Below are 23,241 nucleotides of genomic sequence, written 5' to 3'. Positions count from 1 at the left end.
GTGACCGAAACGGCTGCTGCCGCTCCCGAGGCGGCTGCTGTCGTCTCTGAGACGGCCGCCGGCACGACCCAGGCTGAGCCTGCTCGCGAAGGCCGCCGCGGTGGCGGTCGCGATCGCAACCAGGGCGGCGGTCGTGACCGCAACTCACGTGACCGTGGCGACAACCAGTTCCTGGAGCGCGTCGTCACCATCAACCGCGTCTCGAAGGTCGTGAAGGGTGGTCGTCGCTTCAGCTTCACCGCCCTCGTGGTCGTCGGTGACGGCAACGGTCTGGTCGGCGTCGGCTACGGCAAGGCCCGAGAGGTCCCCCTGGCGATCTCGAAGGGTGTCGAAGAGGCCAAGCGCAACTTCTTCCGCGTTCCGCGCGTCGGCAGCACCATCCCGCACCCCGTGCAGGGTGAGGCCGCCGCTGGTGTGGTCCTGCTCCGCCCGGCCGCTGCCGGTACCGGTGTCATCGCCGGTGGTCCGGTCCGCGCCGTGCTCGAGTGCGCCGGTATCCACGACGTGCTGTCGAAGTCGCTCGGCTCGTCGAACACGATCAACATCGTGCACGCGACGGTCGCCGCCCTGAAGCAGCTCGAGGAGCCCCGTGCGGTCGCCGCGCGTCGTGGCCTCGAGTTCGACCAGGTCGCCCCTGCCCGCCTCGTGCGTGCAGAGGCCGAGGCCATCGCCGCACAGAAGGTAGGTGCCTGATGGCCGCGCGACTGAAGGTCACGCAGATCAAGTCCAAGGTGAGCGAGAAGCAGAACCAGCGTGACACGCTGCGCAGCCTCGGTCTCAAGCGGATCGGTGACACCACCGTCCGCCCCGACGACGCGCAGACGCGCGGTTACGTCAAGACCGTCGCACACCTCGTCAAGGTTGAGGAGATCGACTAATGGCTGAGAAGAACGAGGCCGTCGAGGCCGAGAAGGCCCCGAAGAAGGCAGCAGCTCCCAAGGCTGCCGCTGAGAAGAAGCCCGCTGCGAAGAAGGCTCCGGCCAAGACCGCTGCGTCCGCCGCCAAGGCTGACGCTCCGGCCAAGAAGCCGGCTGCCAAGAAGGCTGCGCCCGCGAAGGATGCTCCGGCATCCCGCCCCGGCGTGCTGAAGGTCCACCACCTGCGTCCGGTCCCCGGATCCAACACCGCCAAGACTCGCGTCGGCCGTGGTGAGGGCTCCAAGGGCAAGACCGCGGGCCGTGGTACCAAGGGCACCAAGGCGCGCAACACCGTTCGCGTCGGCTTCGAGGGTGGGCAGATGCCGCTGCACATGCGCACCCCGAAGCTGCGCGGGTTCAAGAACCCGTTCCGCGTCGAGTACCAGGTCGTGAACCTGGAGAAGCTCGCGGAGCTGTACCCCAAGGGTGGCGATGTCACCATCGGCGACCTGGTCGCCAAGGGGGCCGTTCGCAAGAACGAGAAGGTCAAGGTTCTCGGAAACGGCGACATCGCCGTGAAGCTCACCGTTTCGGTCGACAAGGTCTCGGGTTCTGCCGAGCAGAAGATCGTCGCGGCCGGCGGATCCGTCAAGTAACCGCACAATGAGAGGGGCCGGAGATTCTCCGGCCCCTCTCGTCGTTTCACACTCCGAGACCTCGCTCTGGGGCCGCATCCGGCGGGCCTGGTATCGGTGACGAATTCCGGGAACCCCGGATTGCGTTACCCTGGTCTTTCAGCCGTCCTTCGGGAATCGGCAACTTTTCAGGAGGAACGTCCTTGTTTAGCGCCATCGCGCGGATCTTCCGCACCCCGGACCTGCGTCGGAAGATCGGTTTCACCCTCGCCATCATCGCGATCTACCGTCTCGGCTCCAACGTCCCCGCGCCGTTCGTGAACTTCCCGAACGTCGAGGAGTGCCTTGCGGCGAACGCGGGCACCGACGGCCTGCTCGGACTGGTCAACCTCTTCTCCGGCGGTGCGCTGCTGCAGCTGTCGATCTTCGCCCTCGGCGTCATGCCGTACATCACGGCGACGATCATCACGCAGCTGCTCCGCGTGGTCATCCCGCACTTCGAGGCGCTGCACAAGGAAGGTCAGGCCGGTCAGGCCCGTCTGACCCAGTACACGCGCTACCTCACCATCGCGCTCGCGCTGCTCCAGTCGACGACGCTCGTGACGGTCGCGCGCAGCGGCCAGCTCTTCGGTTCGACCGATCTCGCCGCCTGCCAGCAGCTCCTGACGAACGACGTGTGGTGGGCGCAGCTGCTCATCATCATGACGATGACGGCCGGCACCGGTCTGATCATGTGGTTCGCCGAGCTCGTCACCGAGCGCGGCATCGGCAACGGCATGTCGCTGCTCATCTTCACGTCCATCGCCGCCACCTTCCCCGGCGCCATGGGCCTCATCTGGCAGACCAAGGGCTTCGAGGTCTTCTTGCTCGTGCTGCTGGTCGGAATCGTCGTCATGGGTCTCGTCGTCTTCGTCGAGCAATCCCAGCGGCGGATCCCGGTGCAGTACGCCAAGCGCATGGTCGGCCGCCGCACGTACGGCGGCACCAACACGTACATCCCGATCAAGGTGAACATGGCGGGTGTGATCCCCGTGATCTTCGCATCGTCGCTGCTGTACATCCCGGCACTCATCGCCCAGTTCAACACCCCGCAGGACGGATCCACGCCGCCCGAGTGGGTCAGCTGGATCACGGCGAACTTCACGACGGGCAACAGCCCGGTCTACATGGCCGCATACTTCCTCTTGATCATCGGCTTCACCTACTTCTACGTGGCGATCACGTTCAACCCGGTCGAGGTCGCGGACAACATGAAGAAGTACGGCGGGTTCATCCCCGGCATCCGTGCGGGTCGTCCGACCGCCGAGTACCTCGACTACGTGCTCACCCGCATCACGCTCCCGGGCTCGCTGTACCTCGGTCTGATCGCGCTCATCCCGCTGATCGCACTGGCCACGGTCGGCGCGAACCAGAACTTCCCGTTCGGCGGCGCCTCGATCCTCATCATCGTCGGTGTGGGTCTCGAGACGGTCAAGCAGATCGACGCGCAGCTGCAGCAGCGACACTATGAAGGGCTCCTCCGATGACAGCATCCGCACGTCTTCTCATCGTCGGCCCGCAGGGCTCCGGCAAGGGCACGCAGGGCGTGCGCATCGCCGAGTCCTACGGCATCCCGGTCGTCTCGACCGGTGACATCTTCCGCGCGAACATCAAGGAGGGGACGCCGCTGGGCCAGCAGGTCACGGCGATCCTCGACAAGGGTGACCTCGTCCCGGATGAACTGACGAGCGAGATCGTGCGCGATCGGCTGTCGCAGGAAGATGCGGCGCACGGGTTCCTGCTCGACGGGTACCCGCGCAACACCGCGCAGGTCGCACACCTGGAGTCGTTCCTCGCGGAGCGGGGGGAGTCGCTCGACGCGGTCATCCTCCTCGACGTCCCGCGCGAGGAGAGCCTCGAGCGTCTCACGCTCCGTGCCACCGAGCAGGGCCGTTCAGACGACACGCCTGAGGCCATCGGCCACCGTCTCGACATCTACGAGCGTGAGACCGCTCCGATCATCGAGGTGTACGGCGCCAAGGGCATCGTCGACCGCATCGACGGCACCGGCGCTCTCGACGACGTCACCGAGCGGATCACGGCGGCTCTGGCCGCTCGCGGCCTCCGCCTCGCGGCCTCCGCCTCCTGAGATGTTCCGCCGGTCGATCTACAAGACCCCGGCTCAGCTGAGCGCCATGGTCGAGCCGGGGCTCATCACCGCCGCGGCCCTCGACGCGGTCCGCCCGCTGATCAGGGCCGGCGTCACGACGCTCGAGCTCGACGCGATGGCGAACAGCACCATCCTGGCCCGCGGCGCGGAGTCGAACTTCCAGCTGGTGCGCGGCTACCACCACACGACGTGCATCTCGGTGAATGAGCAGGTCGTGCACGGGATCCCGGGTGAGCGGGTGCTGCAGCCCGGTGACATCGTCTCGGTCGACTGCGGTGCGCAGTTCAAGGGATGGAACGGCGACAGCGCGATCACGGTCGTGGTCCCCGACCCGGAGCGGCCCGAGCTGGTCGCACAGCGCGAAGAGCTCTCCCGTGTGACCGAGGGGTCCATGTGGGCAGGCATCGCCGCCATGGCGTCTGTGTCGTCGATCGACGAGATCGGCGCGGCCATCCAGGACTACATCGAGGCCCAGGGGCCTTCGGCGGTGTCGGGGGAGCCGTACGGCATCCTCCGCGAGTACGTCGGCCACGGCATCGGGCGCAAGATGCACGAAGCCCCGAGCGTCTTCAACTACCGCACGCCGGACCGCGGCGAAGAGGTCAAGCCGGGCCTGGTGCTCGCGATCGAGCCCATGGTCACGGCGGGTGGGGATTCGACGTTCATCGAGGACGACGACTGGACCGTGACGACGGTGGACGGCACAGACGGCTCCCATTGGGAACATAGCGTCGCCCTGCATGATAGGGGTATCTGGGTGCTGACTGCGCCCGATGGCGGAAGAGCCGGACTCGCTCCCTTCGGAGTCGAGCCTCGAGAGATCGGAAAGTAATGGCAGCGGCGAAGAGCAACACCAACTGGTTCGCGATCGGCGTCTCCATCGCCGTGGTCGTGGTGCTGGTGGCGATCGGTGGACTCGTGGTGTTCCTCAACCAGCAGGCGACTTCGCCCGGTGCGGCACCCAAGGCCAACGACACGTTCAATTCCGAGACCGGTGCGATCTCGTTCGGCGACGGCGAGGACACGGTCGCGGTGTTCGTCGACTTCCAGTGCCCGATCTGCGCCAGCTTCGAAGAGCAGTACGGGGAGCAGCTGGAAGCGGCTGCCGCCGATGGTCGTATCACCCTCGAGTACCACCCCATCGCGATTCTGGACCGCTTCTCGCAGGGCACCGAGTACTCGTCCCGCTCCGCCGGCGCGGCATTCTGCGTTGCGGAGTCGAACCCGGACCTCTACCTCGATTACTCCAAGACGCTCTTCGAGAACCAGCCGGCAGAGAATTCCGCCGGTCTCACCACCGACCAGCTCGCCGAGTTCGCATCGCAGGTCGGCGCCGACGACGCGGTCTCGTGCATCACGGACGAGACGTACCGCAAGTTCGGAGCGGCGCAGGCGAAGGCCCATGACATCAAGGGCACGCCGACCATCGAGGTCAACGGCAAGCGCCTCGACCTGCAGGCCGGCGAGATCACCGAGATGGAGAAGCTGATCGGTTGATCCGACGGCTCTCCCGCCGCGGGCGGTCAAGTTGCCGGATGGCTTCGGAGCGTCTAACATAGATCTTTGGTGCTTTGTGCCTTGATTCGGCGTGTCCGTCGGCGCAGCACCACAAACCAATCACCCACCGCAGATCGACCGATCTGCAGAAGCGTCAGCGAGGCTATGGCTAAGAAAGACGGTGTCATCGAGATCGAGGGCGTGATCTCCGAGGCTCTGCCCAACGCGATGTTCCGCGTTGAGCTCAGCAACGGACACAAGGTCCTTGCAACGATCTCCGGCAAGATGCGACAGAACTACATCCGCATCATCCCCGAGGACCGTGTGGTCGTGGAGCTCAGCCCCTACGACCTGACCCGCGGCCGTATCGTCTACCGCTACCGCTGATCGGTCGAGAAGTAACGGCCTGCCCCTGCCTGGGGCGGTACGAAGACAGCGAACAGGAAACATCATGAAGGTCAACCCCAGCGTCAAGCCCATCTGCGATCACTGCAAGGTGATCCGCCGTCACGGCCGCGTCATGGTGATCTGCAAGAGCAACCCGCGTCACAAGCAGCGCCAGGGCTGAGTCCCCGGCGGGCCCGCCGATCCGATCGACGGGCCCGAGCTGCGCGGCATCGCTCACGCACATCTCATAACTGAAAACACAACGGCAGGATCAGAACTCGCGCAAGCGAGGGACACCTCGGGGCGGAGGCCCGGGCACCGATCCTGTTCCATACCTCCACTACACCCAGGAGAACCGCATGGCACGTCTTGCCGGCGTTGACATCCCGCGCGACAAGCGCGTGGTGATCGCCCTTACCTACATCTACGGCGTCGGCCGTACCCGCTCGGTCGAGATCCTCAAGGCGACGGAGATCGACGAGAGCATCCGCGTGAAGGACCTCAGCGACGACCAGCTGATCGCCCTCCGCGACCACATCGAAGGCAACTACAAGGTGGAGGGTGACCTGCGCCGCGAGGTTGCAGCAGACATCCGCCGCAAGGTCGAGATCGGCTCCTACGAGGGCATCCGCCACCGTCGTGGTCTCCCGGTCCGTGGTCAGCGCACCAAGACCAACGCCCGTACCCGCAAGGGCCCGAAGCGCACCGTCGCAGGCAAGAAGAAGGCCCGCTAAGCGCGGCCCCAGGGACTAGGAGAACACTTTCATGGCTGCACCCAAGGCCGCCGCGCGCAAGCCGCGCCGCAAGGAAAAGAAGAACATCGCGCTGGGCCAGGCCCACATCAAGTCGACGTTCAACAACACGATCGTCTCGATCACCGACCCGTCCGGCGCTGTCATCGCCTGGGCATCGTCGGGTGGCGTGGGCTTCAAGGGCTCCCGCAAGTCGACCCCGTACGCCGCCGGTATGGCTGCCGAGTCCGCAGCCCGCCAGGCCGCGGAGCACGGCGTCAAGAAGGTCGACGTCCTCGTGAAGGGTCCGGGCTCCGGCCGCGAGACCGCGATCCGCTCGCTGCAGGCCGCAGGCCTCGAGGTCGGTTCGATCCAGGACGTCACGCCCCAGGCGCACAACGGCTGCCGTCCGCCGAAGCGCCGCCGCGTCTGATACGCGCCTCGAGCCGCTCGGCCCTTCGTGGTCCGAGCGGCTCGACGCCCGCGTACGGGCATCGACTTCCACAACTCAAAACCTCACCCCACCACATGTCATATAGCGGGCATGTGATCGAAAGGAACACAGAGTGCTTATTGCACAGCGTCCCACACTGACCGAGGAAAAGATCGTCGAGAACCGTAGCCGGTTCATCATCGAGCCTCTGGAGCCCGGCTTCGGTTACACGATCGGCAACGCGCTGCGCCGCAGCCTGCTGTCGTCGATCCCCGGTGCTGCTGTCACCAGCGTTCGCATCGACGGCGTGCTGCACGAGTTCAGCACCATCCCCGGCGTGAAGGAGGATGTCACCGAGATCATCCTCAACATCAAGCAGCTGGTCGTCTCCTCGGAGCGCGACGAGCCCATCACGGCGTACCTGCGCAAGACCGGTTCGGGCGAGGTCACCGCCGCCGACATCTCGGCTCCGGCCGGTGTCGAGGTGCAGAACCCCGAGCTCGTCATCGCGACGCTGAACGAGACCGCGAAGTTCGAGCTCGAGCTCACGATCGAGCGTGGCCGTGGTTACGTCTCGGCGACGCAGAACCGCAACGAGTACGCCGAGGCCGGTCAGATCCCGATCGACTCGATCTACTCGCCGGTCCTCAAGGTCAGCTACCGCGTCGAGGCGACTCGTGCCGGTGAGCGCACCGACTTCGACAAGCTCGTCCTCGACGTCGAGACCAAGTCGGCGATCAGCCCTCGCGACGCCGTCGCTTCGGCTGCGAAGACGCTCACCGAGCTGTTCGGTCTCGCCCGCGAGCTGAACGTCGAGGCCGAGGGCATCGAGATCGGCCCGGCGCCGGTGGAGGCCGTGAACTCCAGCGAGCTGTCGATGCCGATCGAAGACCTCGACCTGTCGGTCCGCTCGTACAACTGCCTGAAGCGTGAGGGCATCAACACTGTTTCGGAGCTCGTCGCCCTCTCGGAGACGCAGCTCATGAACATCCGCAATTTCGGCCAGAAGTCGGTCGACGAGGTGCGCGACAAGCTCATCTCGCTCGGTCTGTCGCTCAAGGATTCGGTGCCCGGTTTCGACGGCGCCCACTTCTACGGCGGCAGCGAAGACGAGTCCTTCTGAAACCCGACCTTTCTGACCAGGAGTTAGACGATTATGCCCAAGCCCACTAAGGGTCCCCGCCTCGGAGGCGGCCCCGCACACGAGCGCCTCATGCTTGCCAACCTCGCGGCGGCGCTCTACACCCACAAGTCGATCAAGACGACCGAGACCAAGGCCAAGCGCCTTCGTCCGCTCGCCGAGCGTCTGATCACCTTCGCCAAGCGTGGCGACCTGCACGCGCGTCGTCGCGTGCTGTCGGTCATCGGTGACAAGGAAGTCGTGCACATCCTGTTCTCCGAGATCGCACCGCTCGTCGCCGAGCGCGAGGGCGGCTACACCCGCATCACGAAGGTCGGCAACCGTAAGGGCGACAACGCTCCGATGGCCGTGATCGAGCTCGTTCTCGAGCCCGTCACCCCGAAGGCGAAGTCGACCAAGAAGGCTGCTGCTGCGCCGAAGGCCGAGAAGGCCGAGAAGCCCGCCGAGGATGCTCCTGCTGAGGAGACCCCCGCTGAGGAGGCTCCCGCCGAGGACGCCGCCGACGCCGGTGCCGAGTCGCAGGCCGAGGGTGAAGCAGCCGAGGCTGCCGCCGAGGACGCTGTCGAGAAGAAGTCCGAGTAAGCACTTCGCTCACGAAGAAGCCCGCCGCCCCATTCGGGGTGGCGGGCTTCTTCGTTGTCCGGGTGCTTGCAGCCGCATTGGGTCGAGGTCAGGGTGACGGGGGAGTGACGGAGACGACGATCGAGGTCATCGCGTCACTGGCGTTGATGTAGCGATGGGGCTGGCGGGAATCGAAGGTGATCGACTCGCTGCCCACGATCACGTACGTCTGCCCGGCGATCTCGACGGTGAGCTCCCCGCTGATCACGAAGACGCATTCGGTCGACGGGTGGCCCCAGGGGTGCGCGGAGCTCGCGGCGCCCGGGGGGATGTCTGCGGTGAGGACCTCGAGGTCGCCGCGCCCGGGGGTGAGCCGTTCGTAGACGAAGCCGGCGTCGGACCCGCTGAGACGGTGCCGGGCGCCCGGCCGGCTGACCGAGACATTCGGCGCATCGGGATCGCTGAACAGCGTGGCGATCGAGGCTTCGAAGACCTGGGCGAGCTTTCGCAGCGAACCGAGACTCGGGTCGGCGGAGCCGCTCTCGATCTGGCTGAGCATGCTGACCGAGAGACCGGACAGGTCGGAGAGCTGACGGAGGGTGAGGCCCTTCGCTGCCCTGAGGGACTTGAGGCGTTCGCCGAGCACGTGATTCATCGATCCTTTCGATCGAACGGATGACTGTTGCATGTTCGATTTCAATGTGATTGTATCTTTTAATCGGATTGAAAATCTCGATCAGATTGAGATCCGTTCCCCCGAACGCGCGAGCAACCGGACCAACTTCCCAGAACTCTACTGCGTCCTGCCCCTTGATCACAGGAAGATCGACGATGACTTCATCCTTCGCGAAACCCCTCGCACTGGCCTCATCTCTCGCCGTGGCCGCACTCGTGCTCGCCGGTTGTTCAGCTTCATCGAACAATGCAGCCTCGGGCGGCGGTGGGACCCTCACGGTCGACACGTCGTTCGTGCTGAAGACCCTCGACCCGGGACTCGTCTACGAGCAGACCGGCAACATCATCGTGCACGCGCTGTACGACACGCTCGTCACATACGAAGGCTCCGACGTCACCACCGTCGTGCCGGAGCTCGCCAGCGAGTGGGAGCAGTCCGACGACGGCACGACCTGGACCTTCACGCTGAACCCGGACGCCACGTTCGCCGACGGCTCCGCGGTGACCGCGGACGATGTCGTGTTCAGCCTCACCCGCCTGCAGAACCTCAAGGGATCCTCCTCCCAGACCGTCGAGGGACTCACCTTCGCCGCAGACGGTGAGGACACCGTCGTCGTCACCAGCCCGACCCCGAACCCGAACGTCCCGGTCGTCCTCGCGATGCCGGCGGCGAGCATCCTGAACGCCGCGGAGGCGGAGAAGCTCGGAGCGACCGACGCGGCCGATGCGGCATCCGCAGACACGATCGGCACGCAGCTCGACGAGGTCAGCCTCGGCTCCGGCCCGTACACGATCAAGAGCTACGACTCGAGCTCGAAGGTCGTGCTGGAGGCGAACGAGGACTACTGGGGCGACGCCCCGGCCTACTCGCGCGTGGTCGTGCAGAACGTCGACGTGCAGAACCAGAAGCTCACGATCTCCCGCGCCAAAGCCGACGAGATCGCACTCGACCTCTCCGGACCGCAGGCTGCCGAACTCTCCGACGACCTTCAGGTCTCCGGCGTCGCAGACACCTCGTACTTCCTCAGCGTGAACCAGGACCCCGCGGTCTCGGAGATCACCTCCAACCCGGCATTCCTCGCGGCGCTGCGTGCGAGCGTGGACGGCGCCGGCATCGCCGAGATCTTCGGCGAGGGTGCGACGGCCGCGGCCGGACTGGTCCCGCCGGCATTCGGCGGCGCGCTCGACGAGTCCGAGGTGCAGCCGCAGGACATCGACGCGGCGAAGTCGCTGCTCGAGGAGGCCGGCATCCCCTCGCCGAAGGTGAACCTCGTCTACCCGGCGATCACGTACCGTGGCGTCGACCTCGGCACCATCGTCACGAAGGTGCAGCAGGACGCGAAGAAGGCCGGCATCGAGATCGAGCTCCAGCCCGAGCCGATCAACGTCTTCCTGCAGTCGCAGTCCGAGGGCAAGAACGAGATCAACTTCTCGCCGAACAGCCTGAACTACCCGGCTGCGGACTCGCTCGTGAACAACATGGCGCCCGGCGCCTCGACCTCGACCCGTGCGGGATGGACCGTGGAGCGCGCAGACCCGCGCGCCGTCGAGGCCAGCGACGCCGTGAACGCCGAGGTGACGCCGGAAGGCCGCGCCGAGGCCATGGTCGCCTGGCAGAAGGTCATGAACGAGACTTCGCCCTTCGTGGTGCTCGCGAACAACGCCGGCATCGTCGTCGCCACCTCGAACCTGGTCGGTGCGTCGTACACGCCGGCAGGCTGGACGGTCGACCTCGCGGCCATCTCCGCGAAGTAGTCCGCCGCGGTCGGCCGCCTGTCCCTCCTGTCGGGCGGCCGACCTCCGGTTCTCACCACCTCACCGAAGGCGAACGAGCAATGCCAGCTCTCCTGCAGATGATCGGCCGCCGGCTGATCAGCGCGATCATCCTCCTCTGGGGGGTCACCGTCGTGACCTTCGCGCTCATGACCATCGTCCCCGGGGATCCGGCCGCCGCGAACCTGTCGCAGCAGGCCTACGACGACCCCGAGCTGCGCGCCGCGTTCGAGCAGAAGTGGGGGCTGGACCAGCCCATCTGGGTGCAGTACGGCCGCTACATCGCGAACCTCTTCCAGGGTGATCTCGGGATCTCGCAGCAGACACACCGCCCGATCACCCAGGACCTCGCGCAGTACATCCCCGCGACGCTCGAGGTGGCGTTGCCCGCCATGATCCTCGCGATCGTCATCGCCGTGGCGCTGGGCATGATCGCCGCCACCCGCAAGGGGTCGGCCATCGACGGCGGCATCCGCGGTGCGTCCCTCGTCGGGCTCTCCACTCCGCCGTTCTGGCTCGCGCTCGTCGCGCTCTACGTCTTCTTCTACGCGCTCGGGCTCGTCCCCAACGGCGGGCGACTGAGCAACGAGTACGACCCACCGCCCACCGTGACGGGCATGTACACGCTGGATGCCGTGTTCGCCGGGCAGTGGGATGTGTTCGCCGACGCCGTCTGGCACCTCATCCTCCCCGTCGGCATCCTCACCGCGCTCACCGTCTCGGGCCTGCTGCGCTTCGTCCGCTCCGCCATGATCGAGGTGCTGGATGCCGAGTACATCCGCGCCGCCACGGCGAAGGGGCTCCCGGCGCGGACCATCACCTGGCGGCACGTCTTCAAGGCGGGTCTGCTGCCCGTGCTGACGGTGACCGGGTTGATGTTCGCCTCCCTGCTCGGTGGTGCCGTGCTCGTGGAGCAGGTGCTGTCGTGGCCCGGGCTCGGCCAGTACGCCTACAAGAGCGCACTCTCGCTCGATCTTCAGGCGATCCTCGGCGTCACGCTGTTCATCGCCGTCGTCTACACCCTGATCAACCTCCTGGTCGACGTGCTCTACACGATCGTGGACCCCCGGATCGGAGCGAAATGACCATCCTGTCCTCCGACCGGCTCGCCGTCGCGAAGGAACCGCGCCGTCGTGGATTCCGTCGCAGCCGCCGGTTCACCCCGCGCACCTCGTTCTGGACGCCGGTGACGGTGATCTCCGTCGGCGTGATCGCCGCGTGGATCATCGCGGCGCTCCTCGCCCCGGTCATCGCGCCGTACGACCCGCTCGAGACGAGCGGACCGTTCCTGGACGCACCGTCGGCCGGCCACTGGATGGGGACGGACGATCTCGGCCGCGACGTGCTGAGCCGAGTGATCTACGGCGCCCAGCTCTCGCTGCCGCTCGCCCTCGCGATCGTCGTGTTCTCGCTGCTCGTCGGCGGGACCGTCGGCCTCGCGGCCGGGTACTTCGGCAAGGCGGCGGACAACGTGCTGATGCGGGTGGCCGACCTCGTGCTGGCGTTTCCGCAGATCATCCTCGCCATGGCGGTGGCCGCGGCATTCGGGCCGAGCGTCGGCAACGCCGTGCTCGCTCTCGTGATCGTCTCCTGGCCGCTGTACGCGCGGATCATCCGCAGCTCGGTGCTCAGCGTGCGCGAGCAGGAGTACGTCTTCTCCGGACGCCTGCTCGGATCGACCACCCTGAAGTCCATCGTCAAGGACGTCATTCCCAACAGTGCGGGCCCCGCGCTCGTGATGGCGACGATCGAGCTCGGCAACGCCATCCTCATGCTCGCCGCGCTGTCGTTCCTCGGCCTCGGCCCCCGGCCCCCCGCAGCGGAATGGGGTGCGATGATCGCCCTCGGCTCGCAGAACCTCGGGAACTGGTGGATCAGCCTGTTCCCGGGCCTCGCGATCCTCACGATCGTGATGGCCTTCAACCTGCTGGGAGACGCCGTCCAGGACTACCTGGATCCGCGCTCACGGAATGCGAGGAAGCGATGAGCGACGCGACGCTGCTCTCGATCGAAGACCTCTCCGTCGTCATGCCGACGCCGGACGGCGAGATCGAGCTCGTGCACGACACGAGCATCCGGATCGGCCAGGGCGAGGTCGTCGGCCTCGCCGGCGAGAGCGGCTCCGGGAAGAGCATGACGGCCTCGGCGGTCATGGGCATCCTCCCCGAGGGGGCGACCGCCTCCGGCCGGGTCCTGTTCGAGGGGCGCGACCTGCTGACCCTCAGCACCCGGGAGCTCAACGAGGTGCGCGGCAACCGCATCTCGATCGTGTTCCAGGATCCGACCGCCGCACTTCACCCGCTGCTGCGGATCGGCACGCAGATCACCGAACACCTCGTCCATCACACCGGTGTCAGCCAGAAGCAGGCACAGGCGCGGGCGATCGAGCTGCTCGATCTCGTGCGCATCCGCGACCCGCATCAGGCGATCACGGCGTACCCGCACCAGTTCTCCGGAGGCATGCGCCAGCGTGCGGCCATCGCGATCGCGCTCGCGTGCGAGCCCCGCCTGCTGATCGCCGACGAACCCACGACCGCGCTCGACGTCACCGTGCAGGCCGGCATCCTCCGCCTGTTCGACCGCCTGGCGCGAGAGACGGGAGTGTCGATGCTGTTCATCACGCACGACCTCGGGGTGATGAGCGCGATCGCCGACCGCACCTACATCTTCAAGGACGGCACCGTCGTCGAGCACGGTCCGACCAATGAGATCCTCAACACGCCGTCGCACGACTACACCCGTGCGCTGATCGCATCCAGGGCGCAGTCGCTGGCCGCTCAGCGCACCCACCGAGGAGGCGCACGATGAGCGCGTTGGAGATCGACGACGTCGTCGTCACGCACCGCCGGCGCGGAGCCCCGCCCGTGCACGCGGTGAAGGGTGTCTCGCTGACCGTCGAACGCGGGCAGATCGTCGGCCTCGTGGGGGAGTCGGGATGCGGGAAGTCGTCGCTCGCCCGGGTCGCCGTCGGGATCGACCGTCCGACCTCCGGCACCGTGCGCTTCGACGGGGAGCCGCTGCATCCGCTCACGATGCGCCGCCGCCCGAGTCGCGACCGCGGGCTGCAGATGGTGTTCCAGAACCCGTACGCCTCGCTGAGCCCGCGTCGCTCGATCGGTGCGCAGCTGCTGGACGGCGCCCCCGACGCGCTGGAACGATCCGCCCGCGCCGCCGAGGTCTCGCGACTGCTGCGGCTGGTCGGGCTCGACGAGTCGGCCGCTTCCCGCTACCCGGCCCAGTTCTCCGGCGGTCAGCGACAGCGACTCGCGATCGCCCGTGCGCTCGCCGCCCAGCCCAGCGTGGTCGTCGCCGATGAGCCGGTCACGGCCCTCGACGCCTTCTCGTCGGCGCAGATCGTCGAGCTGCTGCAGAACCTCGTGCGCGAGCTCGGCATGGCGATGCTGTTCATCTCGCACGACCTGTCGCTGGTGCGGGCGATCGCCGACGAGACCGCGGTGATGTACGCGGGTGAGATCATCGAGCGCGGGCCCAGCGAACAGCTGTGGCAGCACTCGCAGCACCCTTACACGCAGCGCCTCATCGACGCCATCCCGGAGATCGGCCCGACGAAGCGGCTGCCGGGCAGAGAAGAAGACCTCGCGGAGGCCGGTGCGGCCCCCGCCATGGGAGGAGAAGCATGATCACCATCGCCGAGGACCGCCGCGTCCTCCTCACCGGAGCCCGCATCTTCGACGGACGCTCGGAGCACCTGCGGGACGGAATCGACGTCCTCGTCGACGCCGACGGAGTGATCGCGGGGGTCGGCGCCACCGGCACCCTGGACGCCGGCGACGCACGCGTGATCGACCTGGCAGGACGCGTCCTCAGCCCGGGACTGATCAACATGCACGTGCACCTGGGGCTCGCGCTTCCCGGGACGGCCGGGGCGGAGATCGCCTCCAAGGGCGACCCCGACCTGCTGCTGGTGATGGCCGACAGCGCCCGACGCACCCTGCACGCCGGCGTCACCACCGCGCGGCTGGTCGGCGAGAGCCGCTACCTCGACTTCGCTCTGCGCCGCGGCATCGACGCCGGGATCGTCGCGGGCCCACGGCTGTACACCGCCGGACACGCGCTGTGCTGCACCGGTGGGCACGGGTGGGAGTCCGACGCGCTGGAGGGCGACGGCGCCGACGACCTGCGTCGGCTCACGCGCCTGCAGATCCGCCACGGAGCCGACCTGATCAAGGTCTGCATCTCCGGGGGGATCGCGGGAGAGCACGAGCAGATCGACACCCCGCAGCTGACCGACGACGAGATGGCCGCCGTCATCCAGACCGCGCACGACTGGGGCCGCAAGGTCACCGCGCACGTCGGGCCGTCCGAGACGCTGCGCCGTGCCATCGAACTCGGCCTGGACTGCGTCGAGCACGGCTACGAGCTGACCCGCGAGGTCACCGATCTGATGAGCGAGCGCGGGGTCTGGTACGTGCCGACCATCACCGTCAGCCGCTGCGAGGAGTTCTTCGACGCACAGGGCGTGCCCTCCTGGATGAAGGAGCGCGCGCTCGGTGCGGGTCCGCGTCACTGGGAGAGCCTCGAGAACGCGATCGCGAGCGGGGTGCGCATCGCCATGGGCACCGACATGCCCCCGGCCGCGGACTTCGACGGCACGACCGCGACGGTGCGCGAGATGGAGTTCATGGTCGACGCGGGAATGACCTCGCTGGACGTCATGCGCTCGGCCACCTCGTACGCGGCGGAGCTGCTCGGTGCCGATGACCTCGGCGTCGTCGAGGTCGGCGCGCGAGCGGACTTCATCGCCACGGACGCGGACCCGACAGCGGATGTGGCGGCGCTGCGCGGAATCGACTGGGTCATGCAGGGCGGCGCCGTGCTGCGGGACGACCGGGCCGGACGGTGAGCACACCGACCACGGGCACCCCGACCACGACCATCGCCGACGGATACGTGGCGACACTCGCCGACCACGAGCCGGCGGCAGCGCAGGCGCTCGGCGCCGCTGCGCAGGATCGACTGCCCGACCTGAGCGCCGAGTGGGCGGTCGAACGCCGCGCGCTCGCCGCGCGCACGCGCGACGCCCTGGCGACCGTCGAGCCGACGACGGCGGATGCGGCGTTGCACGCGGCCCTCCGGGAGCGCATGGACAGCGACATCGCCCTGTTCGACACCGGCTTCACCGCGCGACTGCTCGCTCCGCTGGCGACACCGGTGCATCTGGTGCGCGAGGCGTTCGACGACGTCACCATCACGGACGATGCCGCCGGCGACGAGGTCATCACCCGTCTGGCGGCCGTGCCCCACGCACTCGCCCAGCTCGACGATCGCCTGAAGTGGGCGCGAGCGGCGGGGGAGCGGGGCGACTTCATCGGCACCGGCATCGCCGCGGAACGGCAGGTGCTCGAGGTCGCGGATCAGGTCGCGGGCTGGATCGACCCCGACGGGGTCGACTACTTCCGCTCCCTGCGCTCGACAGACCTCTCCTCCGCCCGCCGCGCCGCCCTGGACCGTGCGGCACTCGCGGCGACCGACGCGATGGCGGGCTTCGAGCGCATGCTGCGGGACGAGCTGCTTCCGCATGCGCCGCAGCAGGATGCCGTGGGCGAGAGCGTCTATCGCGCCACCGCGCAGAGCTTCCTCGGCACCGAGCTCGACCTCGACGAGGTGTACGACTACGGCTGGCAAGAACTCGATCGACTGTGGCGAAAGGCGCGCGGCGTCGCCGGAGAGATCCTCGGTACCGGCGCGCCGGCTGACGTGTCGGTCGCCGCGCGGTCACTCGCGCAGGATGCCGCGCACCGCGTCGACGCGGACGATGTCGTCGGCTGGCTGCGCGACCGTCTGGACTGGACGCTGGAACGGGTCGACGGCACGGCTTTCGCTCTCCCCTCGGACGTGCGCGATGTCGACATCGTCGTACCGCGTGCCGCGAAGGGCGTCGTCTACTACACGCCCGGTGCGCCCGACGGCTCGGTGCGCAGCAAGATCGTGTGGACGATTCCCGCCGGAGCCACGTCGGTTCCGACGTGGCAGGAGCTCACGAGTCTCCACCACGAGGGCGTCCCCGGTCACCACCTCGAGCACGCGGTGAACCGGGCCAACACGTCTCTGCACCCCTGGCAGCGCTACCTGTGCGAGATCCACGGGTATGCCGAAGGGTGGGCGCACTACTCGGAGGCGCTGTCGGATGAGCTGGGCCTGCTGCGTGATGCGCCGGAACGGCTGGGGATGCTGCTCGGCCAGCTGTGGCGCACCGTGCGCATCGTCGCCGACATCGGGCTGCACACCGGCCGGTCCCTGCGGCGCAACGAGGTCACCGACCAGACGGCATGGACGCCGAAGATCGCCCGCGACTTCCTCGTGCACTACGGCCTCGTCGATCCCGTGACCGCACGGTTCGAGGTGGACCGCTACCTCGGCTGGCCCGGCCAGGCGCTGGCGTTCAAGGTCGGCGCCAAGCTCTGGGCCGAGGCCCGCACGGCGAGCACCGCATCCACACTCAACTTCCACACCCGGGCGCTCGCGCTCGGACCGATGGGACTCGCGCCACTGCGCGAGCGCCTGCTGCACGACCTGACGAAGGAACACGCATGACCACCACTGCCGAGCTCGAGCGCTTCATCGTCGCGCTGTACGAGGATCTCGCCGACCGAGCCGCGTTCGACGCACGCCTCGCCGACGACGTGACCGTGTGGGAAACCCCCTGGCCGACGCTCATGCACGGCATCGCCGAACTCGACGAGCTGCGAGGACCCGCCGCCGACCCCGAGGAGCGCCGGCGGACGCTGCCGAGCGTCGTGCCGACGGGCATCGTCACGAACGACTTCGGTGACACCGGGGTGATCCGCTACGTGCTCGAGGTGCGCCCTGCGGCGGGCGGGCCGCTGGTCGAGGTGGTGCGCGTCACGGATGTGGTCCGCAGAGACGCGGACGGATGGCGGATCGTGCATCACCACGCCCAGGACATGCCGGTCGAGTGAGTCGCCCGAGTCGGAGCAAGGAGAGACAGATGGACCGCAACACCGTCGACTGGCACGGGTACATCCCCGCGATCACCACCCCGTTCACGCGCGAGGGAGCGCTGGATCCCGTCGCGTTCAAGGGGCAGATGCAGTGGCTGGCCGAGCAGGGCATGCACGGAGTGATCCTCGCCGGCACCTCCGGCGAATGGTTCAGCATGACCGAAGCCGAACGCGCAGAGCTCTTCGTGCTCGGCGGCCGGTTCCGTGCGGGCATGCGCGTGATCGGCGGCTGCAACGCGTTCACGGCGGCCGAGGCGATCCGGCACGCGCGAGCAGCGGAGGAGGCCGGGCTCGACGGCATCCTCGTGACGCCGCCGCCCTACATGGTGCCGACGCGCGAAGAGATCGTGGCCTTCTACCAGGAGGTCTCCGACGGCACATCGCTTCCCATCACCGTGTACAACTGGCCGCGCGGCTGCATCGTCGACCTGAGCCCCGATCTGCTGAGCGAACTCGCCGACATCGAGAACGTCGTGGCGATCAAGAACTCCACCGGCGACTTCCGTGCGTTCCTCGACGCCATGTATCTCGTGGAGGATCGCGTGCGATACTTCGGGGTTCCGACCAACGCGCTCGGCGCCGATCTCGCGACGCTCGGCCACGGCGACGGCCTCATGGGCTCCGGAGCCCCGCTCGGCAACGACCACCCCGGCTTCTGGGACGCGCTCGCCGCGGGGGATCGGGCACGGGCGATCGAACTCGGCGCCCGCGATCGCGTGGTCATGACCAGCTGGTTCGGACCCGACTACGGTGCGCAGTTCGGAAACCAGCAGGCGATCATGAAGACCGCTCTGCGCCTGCAGGGCGTTCCGGCAGGCTACGTCCGCCGCCCGCTGCTCGAGCTCTCGACGGAGCAGGTCGACCGCGTCCGCACGACGCTGGAAGGGCTCGGCATCGCGACCGTGCCGTTGTCGTGAGCATGCGGTACGACGCAGTCGTCATCGGCGGTGGCCTGCTCGGCGGGGCGCTGACCTGGATGCTGGCACGCGAGGGCGCTTCCGTACTGCTGCTGGAGAAAGACCAGCTGAACCAGCACGCCTCCGGCCAGAACGCCGGCAGCCTGCACTTCCAGCTCGAGTATCGGATGGTCGAGAACGGGTGGGAGTCGGCACGAACCGCCGCCGCGGCCATGCCCCTGCATCTGGATGCCGCCGAGGCCTGGACCCGGCTGGGCGACGAACTGGGCGAATCGGTCGGCGTCGTTCAGCGCGGCGGCTTCATGCTCGCCGAGACGGCGGAGCAGGTCGCGGTGCTCGAGCGCAAGGTCGGTCTCGAGCAGGAGTGGGGGCTGGATGTCACGCTCCTCGACGGCGATGAGGCGCGGCGTATCGCGCCCTACCTGTCGCCGTCCGTGCTCGCAGCCGCGTTCTGCCCGATCGAAGGCAAAGCCGAGACGCGCACCGCGGGGCCAGCGCTGGTGCGGGGTGCCGTGAAGCTCGGCGCCGAAGTCCGCACGCACACCCGCGTGACCGGACTCGAGCGCGACGGACACGGCTGGAAGATCACCGGCGCCGGGCCGGACTCGACGCTGAGCATCCACGCCGACACGGTGATGATCGCGGCGGGAGTGTGGACCACCGAGGTTGGCGCGCTCGCCGGAGCCGATCTGCCGACCATCCCGTTGGCTCTCATGATGAGCGTGAGCGCGCCGGTCGAGCCGTTCATCGGCCACCTGATCCAGCACGCCGGCGCCAAGCTCTCGCTCAAGCAGACGCAGGACGGCACGGTGCTGATCGGCGGGGGCTGGCCCGCGGCGCTCAGCCGCAGCGGGGGACACCCGGATCTGGAGACGCGTCCTCGCCTTCTGCCCGAGTCCATCGTGGGCAATGCGCGCGCGGCGATCGGCGTGGTGCCGGGCACGGCCCGCCTGCCCATCGTGCGGTCGTGGGCGGGCACCACGACGATCACCCCGGATCAGCTGCCCCTCGTGGGAGAGGTGCCCGGTTGTCCGGGGATGTTCGTGGCCACCGGCGGATCGGCCTTCACCCTCGGCCCGAGCTTCGCCCGTTCCCTCTGCGACCTGGCTGCCGGTCGAACACCCCACATCGACCTGCACCCCTACGCCCCGGACAGATTCGGAGTCATGGCATGAACGACCAGCCCCTCGCCGATCGCGCGGTGCCGCGACGGTTGGACGTGTCCTTCGTCGTGGACGGCCGATCGGTGCGCGCTGCCGCGGGGGAGACCGTGGCGGCGGCCATGCTCGCCGAGGGTGAGCGGTGTTTCGCGCGTCGGGGCGGCGGCGAGCAGCGCGCGCCGCTGTGCAACATGGGCACCTGCTTCGAGTGCGCGATCACGGTCGACGGCGTCGCGATGACGCGCACCTGTCTGACCACCGTCCGCGACGGCATGAACGTGCGGACCGACGCATGAGCGTCGACCTCTACGACCTCGCGATCGTCGGGGCAGGACCGGCCGGTCTGGCCGCGGCGCTCCAGGCCGACGCGCAGGGTCTTCGGGTGGTCGTGATCGACGAGCAGCGCGCCGCGGGCGGACAGATCTTCCGTCAGCCGCCCGTCGAGTTCGACGAGCCGGTGCGATCTCCGGTCGGATATCCCTGGGCGGCGAAGCTGCTCGCGGGTGCCGACGGGGCCACCGGCATCGACTGGTGGTTCGAGTCGACCGTGTTCGGCGTGCTCGATGCGCGCTCGACCGGCCGTGAAGACTTCGAGGTGCTCGTCACGGGTCCTCAGGGGTCGCGGCGCGCGCACGCCCGGAGGCTGCTCATCGCGACAGGTGCCTACGACATGCCCGTCGCGATCCCGGGATGGACGATGCCTGGCGTGCTGATGGCCGGCGCGGCACAGGGGCTCCTGAAGGCGCAACACCTGCGCGCAGCGGGCCCGGTCGTGCTGGCCGGATCGCATCCGCTGATGCTGATCGTGGCAGCCCAGCTGGTCCGTTCGGGGGCAGAGGTGACGGAGGTGGTCTTCGCTCGCGGACTGCCCTCACCGCGTGAGATGCTCCTCGCCGCTCCGGCGGTCCCCGGGCATGTGCGCCTGCTGGCCGAGCTCGCCGGCTGCGTGCTCACGCTCGTGAGACACGGTGTCCGGATCGCGACGTCGACGGTCCCCACCGCGATCGTCGGCGACGGCGGGGTGAGTGGCGTCCGGCTGGCGAAGGCCGACCGGGCGTGGCGCGTGCGCGGCCGCGAGCGCGACGTTCCGGCGCGGACCGTCGTTCTCGGCTACGGGTTCCAGGCGTCCACCGAGCTCGCGCGTCAGCTCGGCTGCCCGGTGCGCTGGGATTCCGCCGCCGGTGGGTGGCTGGTGGACGTCGACGGGAACTTCGAGACGGGCGTGCCCGGGGTCTTCGTCGCGGGCGAGCCCACCGGCGTCTCCGGCGCCGAGCAGTCACGGGCGGAGGGGGCCGCGGCTGCGGCGGCGATCGCCGCCGGTCTCGGCAAACCCGTCGAGGCCGTCCGCGCGCGTGCGATCGACCGGGACCTGCGTCGTGCCCGACGATTCGCCGCGGTCGTGCAGCGGATGTTCGCGCCCGAGCGACCCGGGCTCACGGCGCTCGCCACACCGGCGACGACGGTCTGCCGGTGCGAAGGGATCCCGCGATCGGACGTCGACGGATTCCTCGAGGGGAACCGGCATGCCGACACCGTGGACGCGGTCAAGCTGAGCTGCCGGACGGGCATGGGGCCCTGCCAAGGCCGGTACTGCGAGACGACCGTGGCCGGCGCTGTCGCCGCCGCGCGCGGAGGGACCGCGGCCGAGGCCGGTCGCTTCGCCGCCCAGCTGCCCGTCAAGCCGGTGTCGCTGCAGACGTACGCCGACCTCCTCGACGCGGACTGAGCGCGGTCGGCACCCGGGTGAGCGCCGACCGCGGGGTCAGCGGGCGCGCAGATCCTTGCGGAGGATCTTCCCGGAGCTGGACTTCGGGATCACGTCGATGAACTCGACCTGTCGCACCTTCTCGTGCGGGGCGACGTGGGCGGCGACGTGCGCCATGACGGCATCCGCGTCGAGGTCGGCATCGGGCTGCCGCACCACGAAGGCCTTCGGCACCTCCTGGCCGTCTTCGTCGAGCGCACCGATCACGGCGGCGTCGGCGATGGCGGGGTGCTCGAGCAGCACGGCCTCGAGCACCGCGGGGGCGACCTGGTAGCCCTTGTACTTGATGAGCTCCTTGAGCCGGTCGACGATGCGATAGATGCCATCGGGGGTGACGGTCGCGACATCGCCGGTGTGCAGCCAGCCATCGGCGTCGAGCATCTCGGCCGTGGCGTCGGGGCGGTTCAGGTAGCCGACCATGACCTGCGGGCCGCGCACCCAGAGCTCGCCCGGCTCGCTGGCGCCTTCAGCCGGAACGGCCACGTCCTCGCCCGATTCCGGATCGACCAGCCGCGCCTCGGTGTTGGGCACGAGGGGACCGATGGCCGAGCGGTCGATGTCGGTGCGCGTCTCGGAGGTGAGGTTCACGGCCGGGCTGGTCTCGGTCATGCCGTACCCCTGGGTGACGATGCAGTCGAGCCGGTTCGCCACTGCAGACGCCAGAGTGCCGTCGAGCGGAGCGGCACCGGAGAAGACCACCTTCACCGCCGAGAGGTCGTACTGGTCGACGATCGGATGCTTCGCCAGGGCGACCGCGATCGGGGGCGCGACGAACACCCAGGTCGTCCGGTGCTCGGCGATGATGCGGAGGAATTCGGGCAGATCGAACTTCGGCATCGTGACGAGTCCGGCGCGCTGCCGGAGCGCGAAGTTCAGCAGCACGGTCATGCCGTAGATGTGGAAGAACGGAAGTACCGCGAGGAGTCGGTCGCTCGCGCCGACGCCGAGAACGGGCCGGCACTGGGACACGTTGGCCACGAGGTTCCGATGCGTGAGCATCACGCCCTTCGGTCGCCCGGTCGTGCCCGAGGAGTAGGGCAGGACGGCCAGGTGCGTCGCGGGATCGAACGACACCTCCGGTGCGTGATGCCCTTCACCTAGCAGCGCGGGCAGCGAGGGATGCCCCTCCGCTCCGTCGAGGACGATCACGTGGTCGGCGGCGAGGCCGAGCTTCTCCGCAGCCGCCAGCGCCCCGGGGAGCAGCGGGGAGACCGTCACGAGCCAGGTCGCCCCGGCATCGGTGAGTTGATTCGCGATCTCGTCCGCCGTGTAGAGGGAGTTGATGGTGGTCGCCGTCGCCCCAGCGCGGAGGATGCCGTGGAACACCGTCGCGAACGCGGGGATGTTCGGGCACAGTACCCCGACCGTGGTCCCCACGCCCACCCCGCGGGCGGCGAGGGCTCCCGCGAAGAGGTCGATCTGTCCGACGAGCTGCCGGTAGCTCGTGGTCGCCCCGCTCACCCCGTCGATCAGCGCGATCGAGTCGAGCTCGGTCTCGTCGAGCCCGCCGAAGAGGAACTCGTGGATGGAGACCTCAGGGATCTCCACATCGGGATATGCGCTGCGAACCATGAGAT

27 protein-coding genes are annotated in these 23,241 nt (G+C 68.4%); 25 read left to right on the top strand and 2 right to left on the bottom strand.

Annotated features, from left to right (window positions below):
* The 13 genes from rpsE (at position 1) to rplQ (ending at position 8,412) form a co-directional block, all read left to right on the top strand.
* Positions 1-693, top strand: a complete 693-nt coding sequence (rpsE, locus tag ACFC14_RS01275; RefSeq protein ID WP_372491805.1) for a 30S ribosomal protein S5 — start codon at positions 1-3, stop codon at positions 691-693.
* A complete protein-coding gene (gene rpmD, locus ACFC14_RS01270) occupies positions 693-878 on the top strand; it encodes a 50S ribosomal protein L30 (protein WP_017201575.1) in 186 nt (61 codons plus the stop codon). Before rpsE ends, rpmD begins: the two co-directional genes overlap by 1 nt.
* Positions 878-1,513: a 50S ribosomal protein L15 gene (gene rplO / locus ACFC14_RS01265; protein WP_036302867.1), complete on the top strand. Its 636-nt coding sequence runs from the start codon at positions 878-880 to the stop codon at positions 1,511-1,513. The genes rpmD and rplO overlap by 1 nt, the downstream gene beginning before the upstream one ends.
* A gap of 182 nt (positions 1,514-1,695) precedes the next feature.
* Positions 1,696-3,018 (top strand): preprotein translocase subunit SecY, encoded by a 1,323-nt coding sequence (gene secY / locus ACFC14_RS01260; protein ID WP_136041047.1) that lies wholly within the window; start codon positions 1,696-1,698, stop codon positions 3,016-3,018.
* Positions 3,015-3,620 carry an adenylate kinase gene (locus ACFC14_RS01255; RefSeq protein ID WP_136041046.1) on the top strand — a complete coding sequence of 202 codons (606 nt, stop codon included), beginning with the start codon at positions 3,015-3,017 and terminating at the stop codon, positions 3,618-3,620. The genes secY and ACFC14_RS01255 overlap by 4 nt, the downstream gene beginning before the upstream one ends.
* 1 nt (position 3,621) lies before the next feature.
* Positions 3,622-4,473 (top strand): type I methionyl aminopeptidase, encoded by an 852-nt coding sequence (gene map, locus ACFC14_RS01250; protein WP_376100706.1) that lies wholly within the window; start codon positions 3,622-3,624, stop codon positions 4,471-4,473.
* A complete protein-coding gene (locus ACFC14_RS01245; RefSeq protein WP_136041044.1) occupies positions 4,473-5,138 on the top strand; it encodes a thioredoxin domain-containing protein in 666 nt (221 codons plus the stop codon). The genes map and ACFC14_RS01245 overlap by 1 nt, the downstream gene beginning before the upstream one ends.
* Before the next feature lie 165 nt (positions 5,139-5,303).
* On the top strand, positions 5,304-5,525 hold the full coding sequence (infA, locus tag ACFC14_RS01240; RefSeq protein ID WP_017201569.1) for a translation initiation factor IF-1: 222 nt from the start codon (positions 5,304-5,306) through the stop codon (positions 5,523-5,525).
* A gap of 64 nt (positions 5,526-5,589) precedes the next feature.
* Positions 5,590-5,706, top strand: coding sequence for a 50S ribosomal protein L36 (gene rpmJ / locus ACFC14_RS01235; protein ID WP_005050492.1), 117 nt, complete (start codon positions 5,590-5,592; stop codon positions 5,704-5,706).
* 178 nt (positions 5,707-5,884) lie between these two features.
* Complete coding sequence (gene rpsM / locus ACFC14_RS01230) at positions 5,885-6,259, top strand: 30S ribosomal protein S13 (RefSeq protein WP_017829190.1); 375 nt, start codon at positions 5,885-5,887, stop codon at positions 6,257-6,259.
* A gap of 31 nt (positions 6,260-6,290) precedes the next feature.
* Positions 6,291-6,689, top strand: a complete 399-nt coding sequence (gene rpsK, locus ACFC14_RS01225; RefSeq protein ID WP_017829189.1) for a 30S ribosomal protein S11 — start codon at positions 6,291-6,293, stop codon at positions 6,687-6,689.
* 133 nt (positions 6,690-6,822) lie between these two features.
* Positions 6,823-7,812 carry a DNA-directed RNA polymerase subunit alpha gene (locus tag ACFC14_RS01220; RefSeq protein WP_029260932.1) on the top strand — a complete coding sequence of 330 codons (990 nt, stop codon included), beginning with the start codon at positions 6,823-6,825 and terminating at the stop codon, positions 7,810-7,812.
* A 33-nt stretch (positions 7,813-7,845) separates the two neighbouring features.
* Positions 7,846-8,412 (top strand): 50S ribosomal protein L17, encoded by a 567-nt coding sequence (rplQ, locus tag ACFC14_RS01215; RefSeq protein WP_376100702.1) that lies wholly within the window; start codon positions 7,846-7,848, stop codon positions 8,410-8,412.
* A gap of 88 nt (positions 8,413-8,500) precedes the next feature.
* Here rplQ and ACFC14_RS01210 read toward each other — a convergent pair whose 3' ends face one another.
* Complete coding sequence (locus tag ACFC14_RS01210; RefSeq protein WP_376100700.1) at positions 8,501-9,046, bottom strand: helix-turn-helix domain-containing protein; 546 nt, start codon at positions 9,044-9,046, stop codon at positions 8,501-8,503.
* Between the two features lie 176 nt (positions 9,047-9,222).
* On the opposite strand from ACFC14_RS01210, the gene ACFC14_RS01205 reads away from it, so the two are divergent.
* The 12 genes from ACFC14_RS01205 to ACFC14_RS01150 all read left to right on the top strand — a co-directional run bounded on the left by ACFC14_RS01205 (position 9,223) and on the right by ACFC14_RS01150 (position 21,625).
* Positions 9,223-10,821, top strand: a complete 1,599-nt coding sequence (locus ACFC14_RS01205) for an ABC transporter substrate-binding protein (protein ID WP_376100698.1) — start codon at positions 9,223-9,225, stop codon at positions 10,819-10,821.
* 80 nt (positions 10,822-10,901) lie between these two features.
* The gene (locus tag ACFC14_RS01200) at positions 10,902-11,924 is read left to right on the top strand and encodes an ABC transporter permease (protein WP_376100696.1); all 1,023 of its coding nucleotides are present in this window, start codon (positions 10,902-10,904) and stop codon (positions 11,922-11,924) included.
* On the top strand, positions 11,921-12,826 hold the full coding sequence (locus ACFC14_RS01195; RefSeq protein ID WP_376100694.1) for an ABC transporter permease: 906 nt from the start codon (positions 11,921-11,923) through the stop codon (positions 12,824-12,826). The genes ACFC14_RS01200 and ACFC14_RS01195 overlap by 4 nt, the downstream gene beginning before the upstream one ends.
* Positions 12,823-13,647, top strand: a complete 825-nt coding sequence (locus tag ACFC14_RS01190; protein ID WP_376100692.1) for an ABC transporter ATP-binding protein — start codon at positions 12,823-12,825, stop codon at positions 13,645-13,647. Before ACFC14_RS01195 ends, ACFC14_RS01190 begins: the two co-directional genes overlap by 4 nt.
* A complete protein-coding gene (locus ACFC14_RS01185) occupies positions 13,644-14,480 on the top strand; it encodes an ABC transporter ATP-binding protein (protein ID WP_376100690.1) in 837 nt (278 codons plus the stop codon). Before ACFC14_RS01190 ends, ACFC14_RS01185 begins: the two co-directional genes overlap by 4 nt.
* On the top strand, positions 14,477-15,703 hold the full coding sequence (locus ACFC14_RS01180) for an amidohydrolase family protein (RefSeq protein ID WP_376100688.1): 1,227 nt from the start codon (positions 14,477-14,479) through the stop codon (positions 15,701-15,703). The genes ACFC14_RS01185 and ACFC14_RS01180 overlap by 4 nt, the downstream gene beginning before the upstream one ends.
* Positions 15,700-17,394 (top strand): DUF885 domain-containing protein, encoded by a 1,695-nt coding sequence (locus ACFC14_RS01175; RefSeq protein ID WP_376100686.1) that lies wholly within the window; start codon positions 15,700-15,702, stop codon positions 17,392-17,394. The genes ACFC14_RS01180 and ACFC14_RS01175 overlap by 4 nt, the downstream gene beginning before the upstream one ends.
* Complete coding sequence (locus ACFC14_RS01170; protein ID WP_376100684.1) at positions 17,391-17,780, top strand: nuclear transport factor 2 family protein; 390 nt, start codon at positions 17,391-17,393, stop codon at positions 17,778-17,780. The genes ACFC14_RS01175 and ACFC14_RS01170 overlap by 4 nt, the downstream gene beginning before the upstream one ends.
* 29 nt (positions 17,781-17,809) lie before the next feature.
* Positions 17,810-18,739 carry a dihydrodipicolinate synthase family protein gene (locus ACFC14_RS01165; protein WP_376100682.1) on the top strand — a complete coding sequence of 310 codons (930 nt, stop codon included), beginning with the start codon at positions 17,810-17,812 and terminating at the stop codon, positions 18,737-18,739.
* Between the two features lie 2 nt (positions 18,740-18,741).
* Entirely contained in the window at positions 18,742-19,914 is a 1,173-nt protein-coding gene (locus tag ACFC14_RS01160; RefSeq protein WP_376107051.1) for an NAD(P)/FAD-dependent oxidoreductase, read from the top strand.
* The gene (locus ACFC14_RS01155; protein WP_376100680.1) at positions 19,911-20,195 is read left to right on the top strand and encodes a 2Fe-2S iron-sulfur cluster-binding protein; all 285 of its coding nucleotides are present in this window, start codon (positions 19,911-19,913) and stop codon (positions 20,193-20,195) included. Before ACFC14_RS01160 ends, ACFC14_RS01155 begins: the two co-directional genes overlap by 4 nt.
* Positions 20,192-21,625 (top strand): FAD-dependent oxidoreductase, encoded by a 1,434-nt coding sequence (locus ACFC14_RS01150; protein ID WP_376100678.1) that lies wholly within the window; start codon positions 20,192-20,194, stop codon positions 21,623-21,625. Before ACFC14_RS01155 ends, ACFC14_RS01150 begins: the two co-directional genes overlap by 4 nt.
* A 36-nt stretch (positions 21,626-21,661) precedes the next feature.
* Here the strand turns inward: ACFC14_RS01150 and ACFC14_RS01145 are convergent, their stop codons facing one another.
* A complete protein-coding gene (locus ACFC14_RS01145; protein WP_376100676.1) occupies positions 21,662-23,236 on the bottom strand; it encodes an AMP-binding protein in 1,575 nt (524 codons plus the stop codon).
* Between the last annotated feature and the right edge of the window lie 5 nt (positions 23,237-23,241).

The organism is Microbacterium sp. NPDC055988 (assembly GCF_042269505.1).
Taxonomy (GTDB): domain Bacteria; phylum Actinomycetota; class Actinomycetes; order Actinomycetales; family Microbacteriaceae; genus Microbacterium.
The sequence above is the reverse complement of the archived record's forward strand: the minus strand, read 5'-3'. Positions and strand labels throughout refer to the sequence as shown.

Excerpts from the sequence above, each read along its gene's own strand:
- rpmD (WP_017201575.1), top strand. The coding sequence starts at position 693 with ATGGCCGCGCGACTGAAGGTCACGCAGATCAAGTCCAAGGTGAGCGAG.
- rplO (WP_036302867.1), top strand. The coding sequence starts at position 878 with ATGGCTGAGAAGAACGAGGCCGTCGAGGCCGAGAAGGCCCCGAAGAAG.
- ACFC14_RS01255 (WP_136041046.1), top strand. The coding sequence starts at position 3,015 with ATGACAGCATCCGCACGTCTTCTCATCGTCGGCCCGCAGGGCTCCGGC.
- map (WP_376100706.1), top strand. The coding sequence starts at position 3,622 with ATGTTCCGCCGGTCGATCTACAAGACCCCGGCTCAGCTGAGCGCCATG.
- ACFC14_RS01245 (WP_136041044.1), top strand. The coding sequence starts at position 4,473 with ATGGCAGCGGCGAAGAGCAACACCAACTGGTTCGCGATCGGCGTCTCC.
- infA (WP_017201569.1), top strand. The coding sequence starts at position 5,304 with ATGGCTAAGAAAGACGGTGTCATCGAGATCGAGGGCGTGATCTCCGAG.
- rpmJ (WP_005050492.1), top strand. The coding sequence starts at position 5,590 with ATGAAGGTCAACCCCAGCGTCAAGCCCATCTGCGATCACTGCAAGGTG.
- rpsM (WP_017829190.1), top strand. The coding sequence starts at position 5,885 with ATGGCACGTCTTGCCGGCGTTGACATCCCGCGCGACAAGCGCGTGGTG.
- rpsK (WP_017829189.1), top strand. The coding sequence starts at position 6,291 with ATGGCTGCACCCAAGGCCGCCGCGCGCAAGCCGCGCCGCAAGGAAAAG.
- rplQ (WP_376100702.1), top strand. The coding sequence starts at position 7,846 with ATGCCCAAGCCCACTAAGGGTCCCCGCCTCGGAGGCGGCCCCGCACAC.
- ACFC14_RS01210 (WP_376100700.1), bottom strand. The coding sequence starts at position 9,046 with ATGAATCACGTGCTCGGCGAACGCCTCAAGTCCCTCAGGGCAGCGAAG.
- ACFC14_RS01205 (WP_376100698.1), top strand. The coding sequence starts at position 9,223 with ATGACTTCATCCTTCGCGAAACCCCTCGCACTGGCCTCATCTCTCGCC.
- ACFC14_RS01200 (WP_376100696.1), top strand. The coding sequence starts at position 10,902 with ATGCCAGCTCTCCTGCAGATGATCGGCCGCCGGCTGATCAGCGCGATC.
- ACFC14_RS01195 (WP_376100694.1), top strand. The coding sequence starts at position 11,921 with ATGACCATCCTGTCCTCCGACCGGCTCGCCGTCGCGAAGGAACCGCGC.
- ACFC14_RS01190 (WP_376100692.1), top strand. The coding sequence starts at position 12,823 with ATGAGCGACGCGACGCTGCTCTCGATCGAAGACCTCTCCGTCGTCATG.
- ACFC14_RS01185 (WP_376100690.1), top strand. The coding sequence starts at position 13,644 with ATGAGCGCGTTGGAGATCGACGACGTCGTCGTCACGCACCGCCGGCGC.
- ACFC14_RS01180 (WP_376100688.1), top strand. The coding sequence starts at position 14,477 with ATGATCACCATCGCCGAGGACCGCCGCGTCCTCCTCACCGGAGCCCGC.
- ACFC14_RS01170 (WP_376100684.1), top strand. The coding sequence starts at position 17,391 with ATGACCACCACTGCCGAGCTCGAGCGCTTCATCGTCGCGCTGTACGAG.
- ACFC14_RS01165 (WP_376100682.1), top strand. The coding sequence starts at position 17,810 with ATGGACCGCAACACCGTCGACTGGCACGGGTACATCCCCGCGATCACC.
- ACFC14_RS01160 (WP_376107051.1), top strand. The coding sequence starts at position 18,742 with ATGCGGTACGACGCAGTCGTCATCGGCGGTGGCCTGCTCGGCGGGGCG.
- ACFC14_RS01155 (WP_376100680.1), top strand. The coding sequence starts at position 19,911 with ATGAACGACCAGCCCCTCGCCGATCGCGCGGTGCCGCGACGGTTGGAC.
- ACFC14_RS01150 (WP_376100678.1), top strand. The coding sequence starts at position 20,192 with ATGAGCGTCGACCTCTACGACCTCGCGATCGTCGGGGCAGGACCGGCC.
- ACFC14_RS01145 (WP_376100676.1), bottom strand. The coding sequence starts at position 23,236 with ATGGTTCGCAGCGCATATCCCGATGTGGAGATCCCTGAGGTCTCCATC.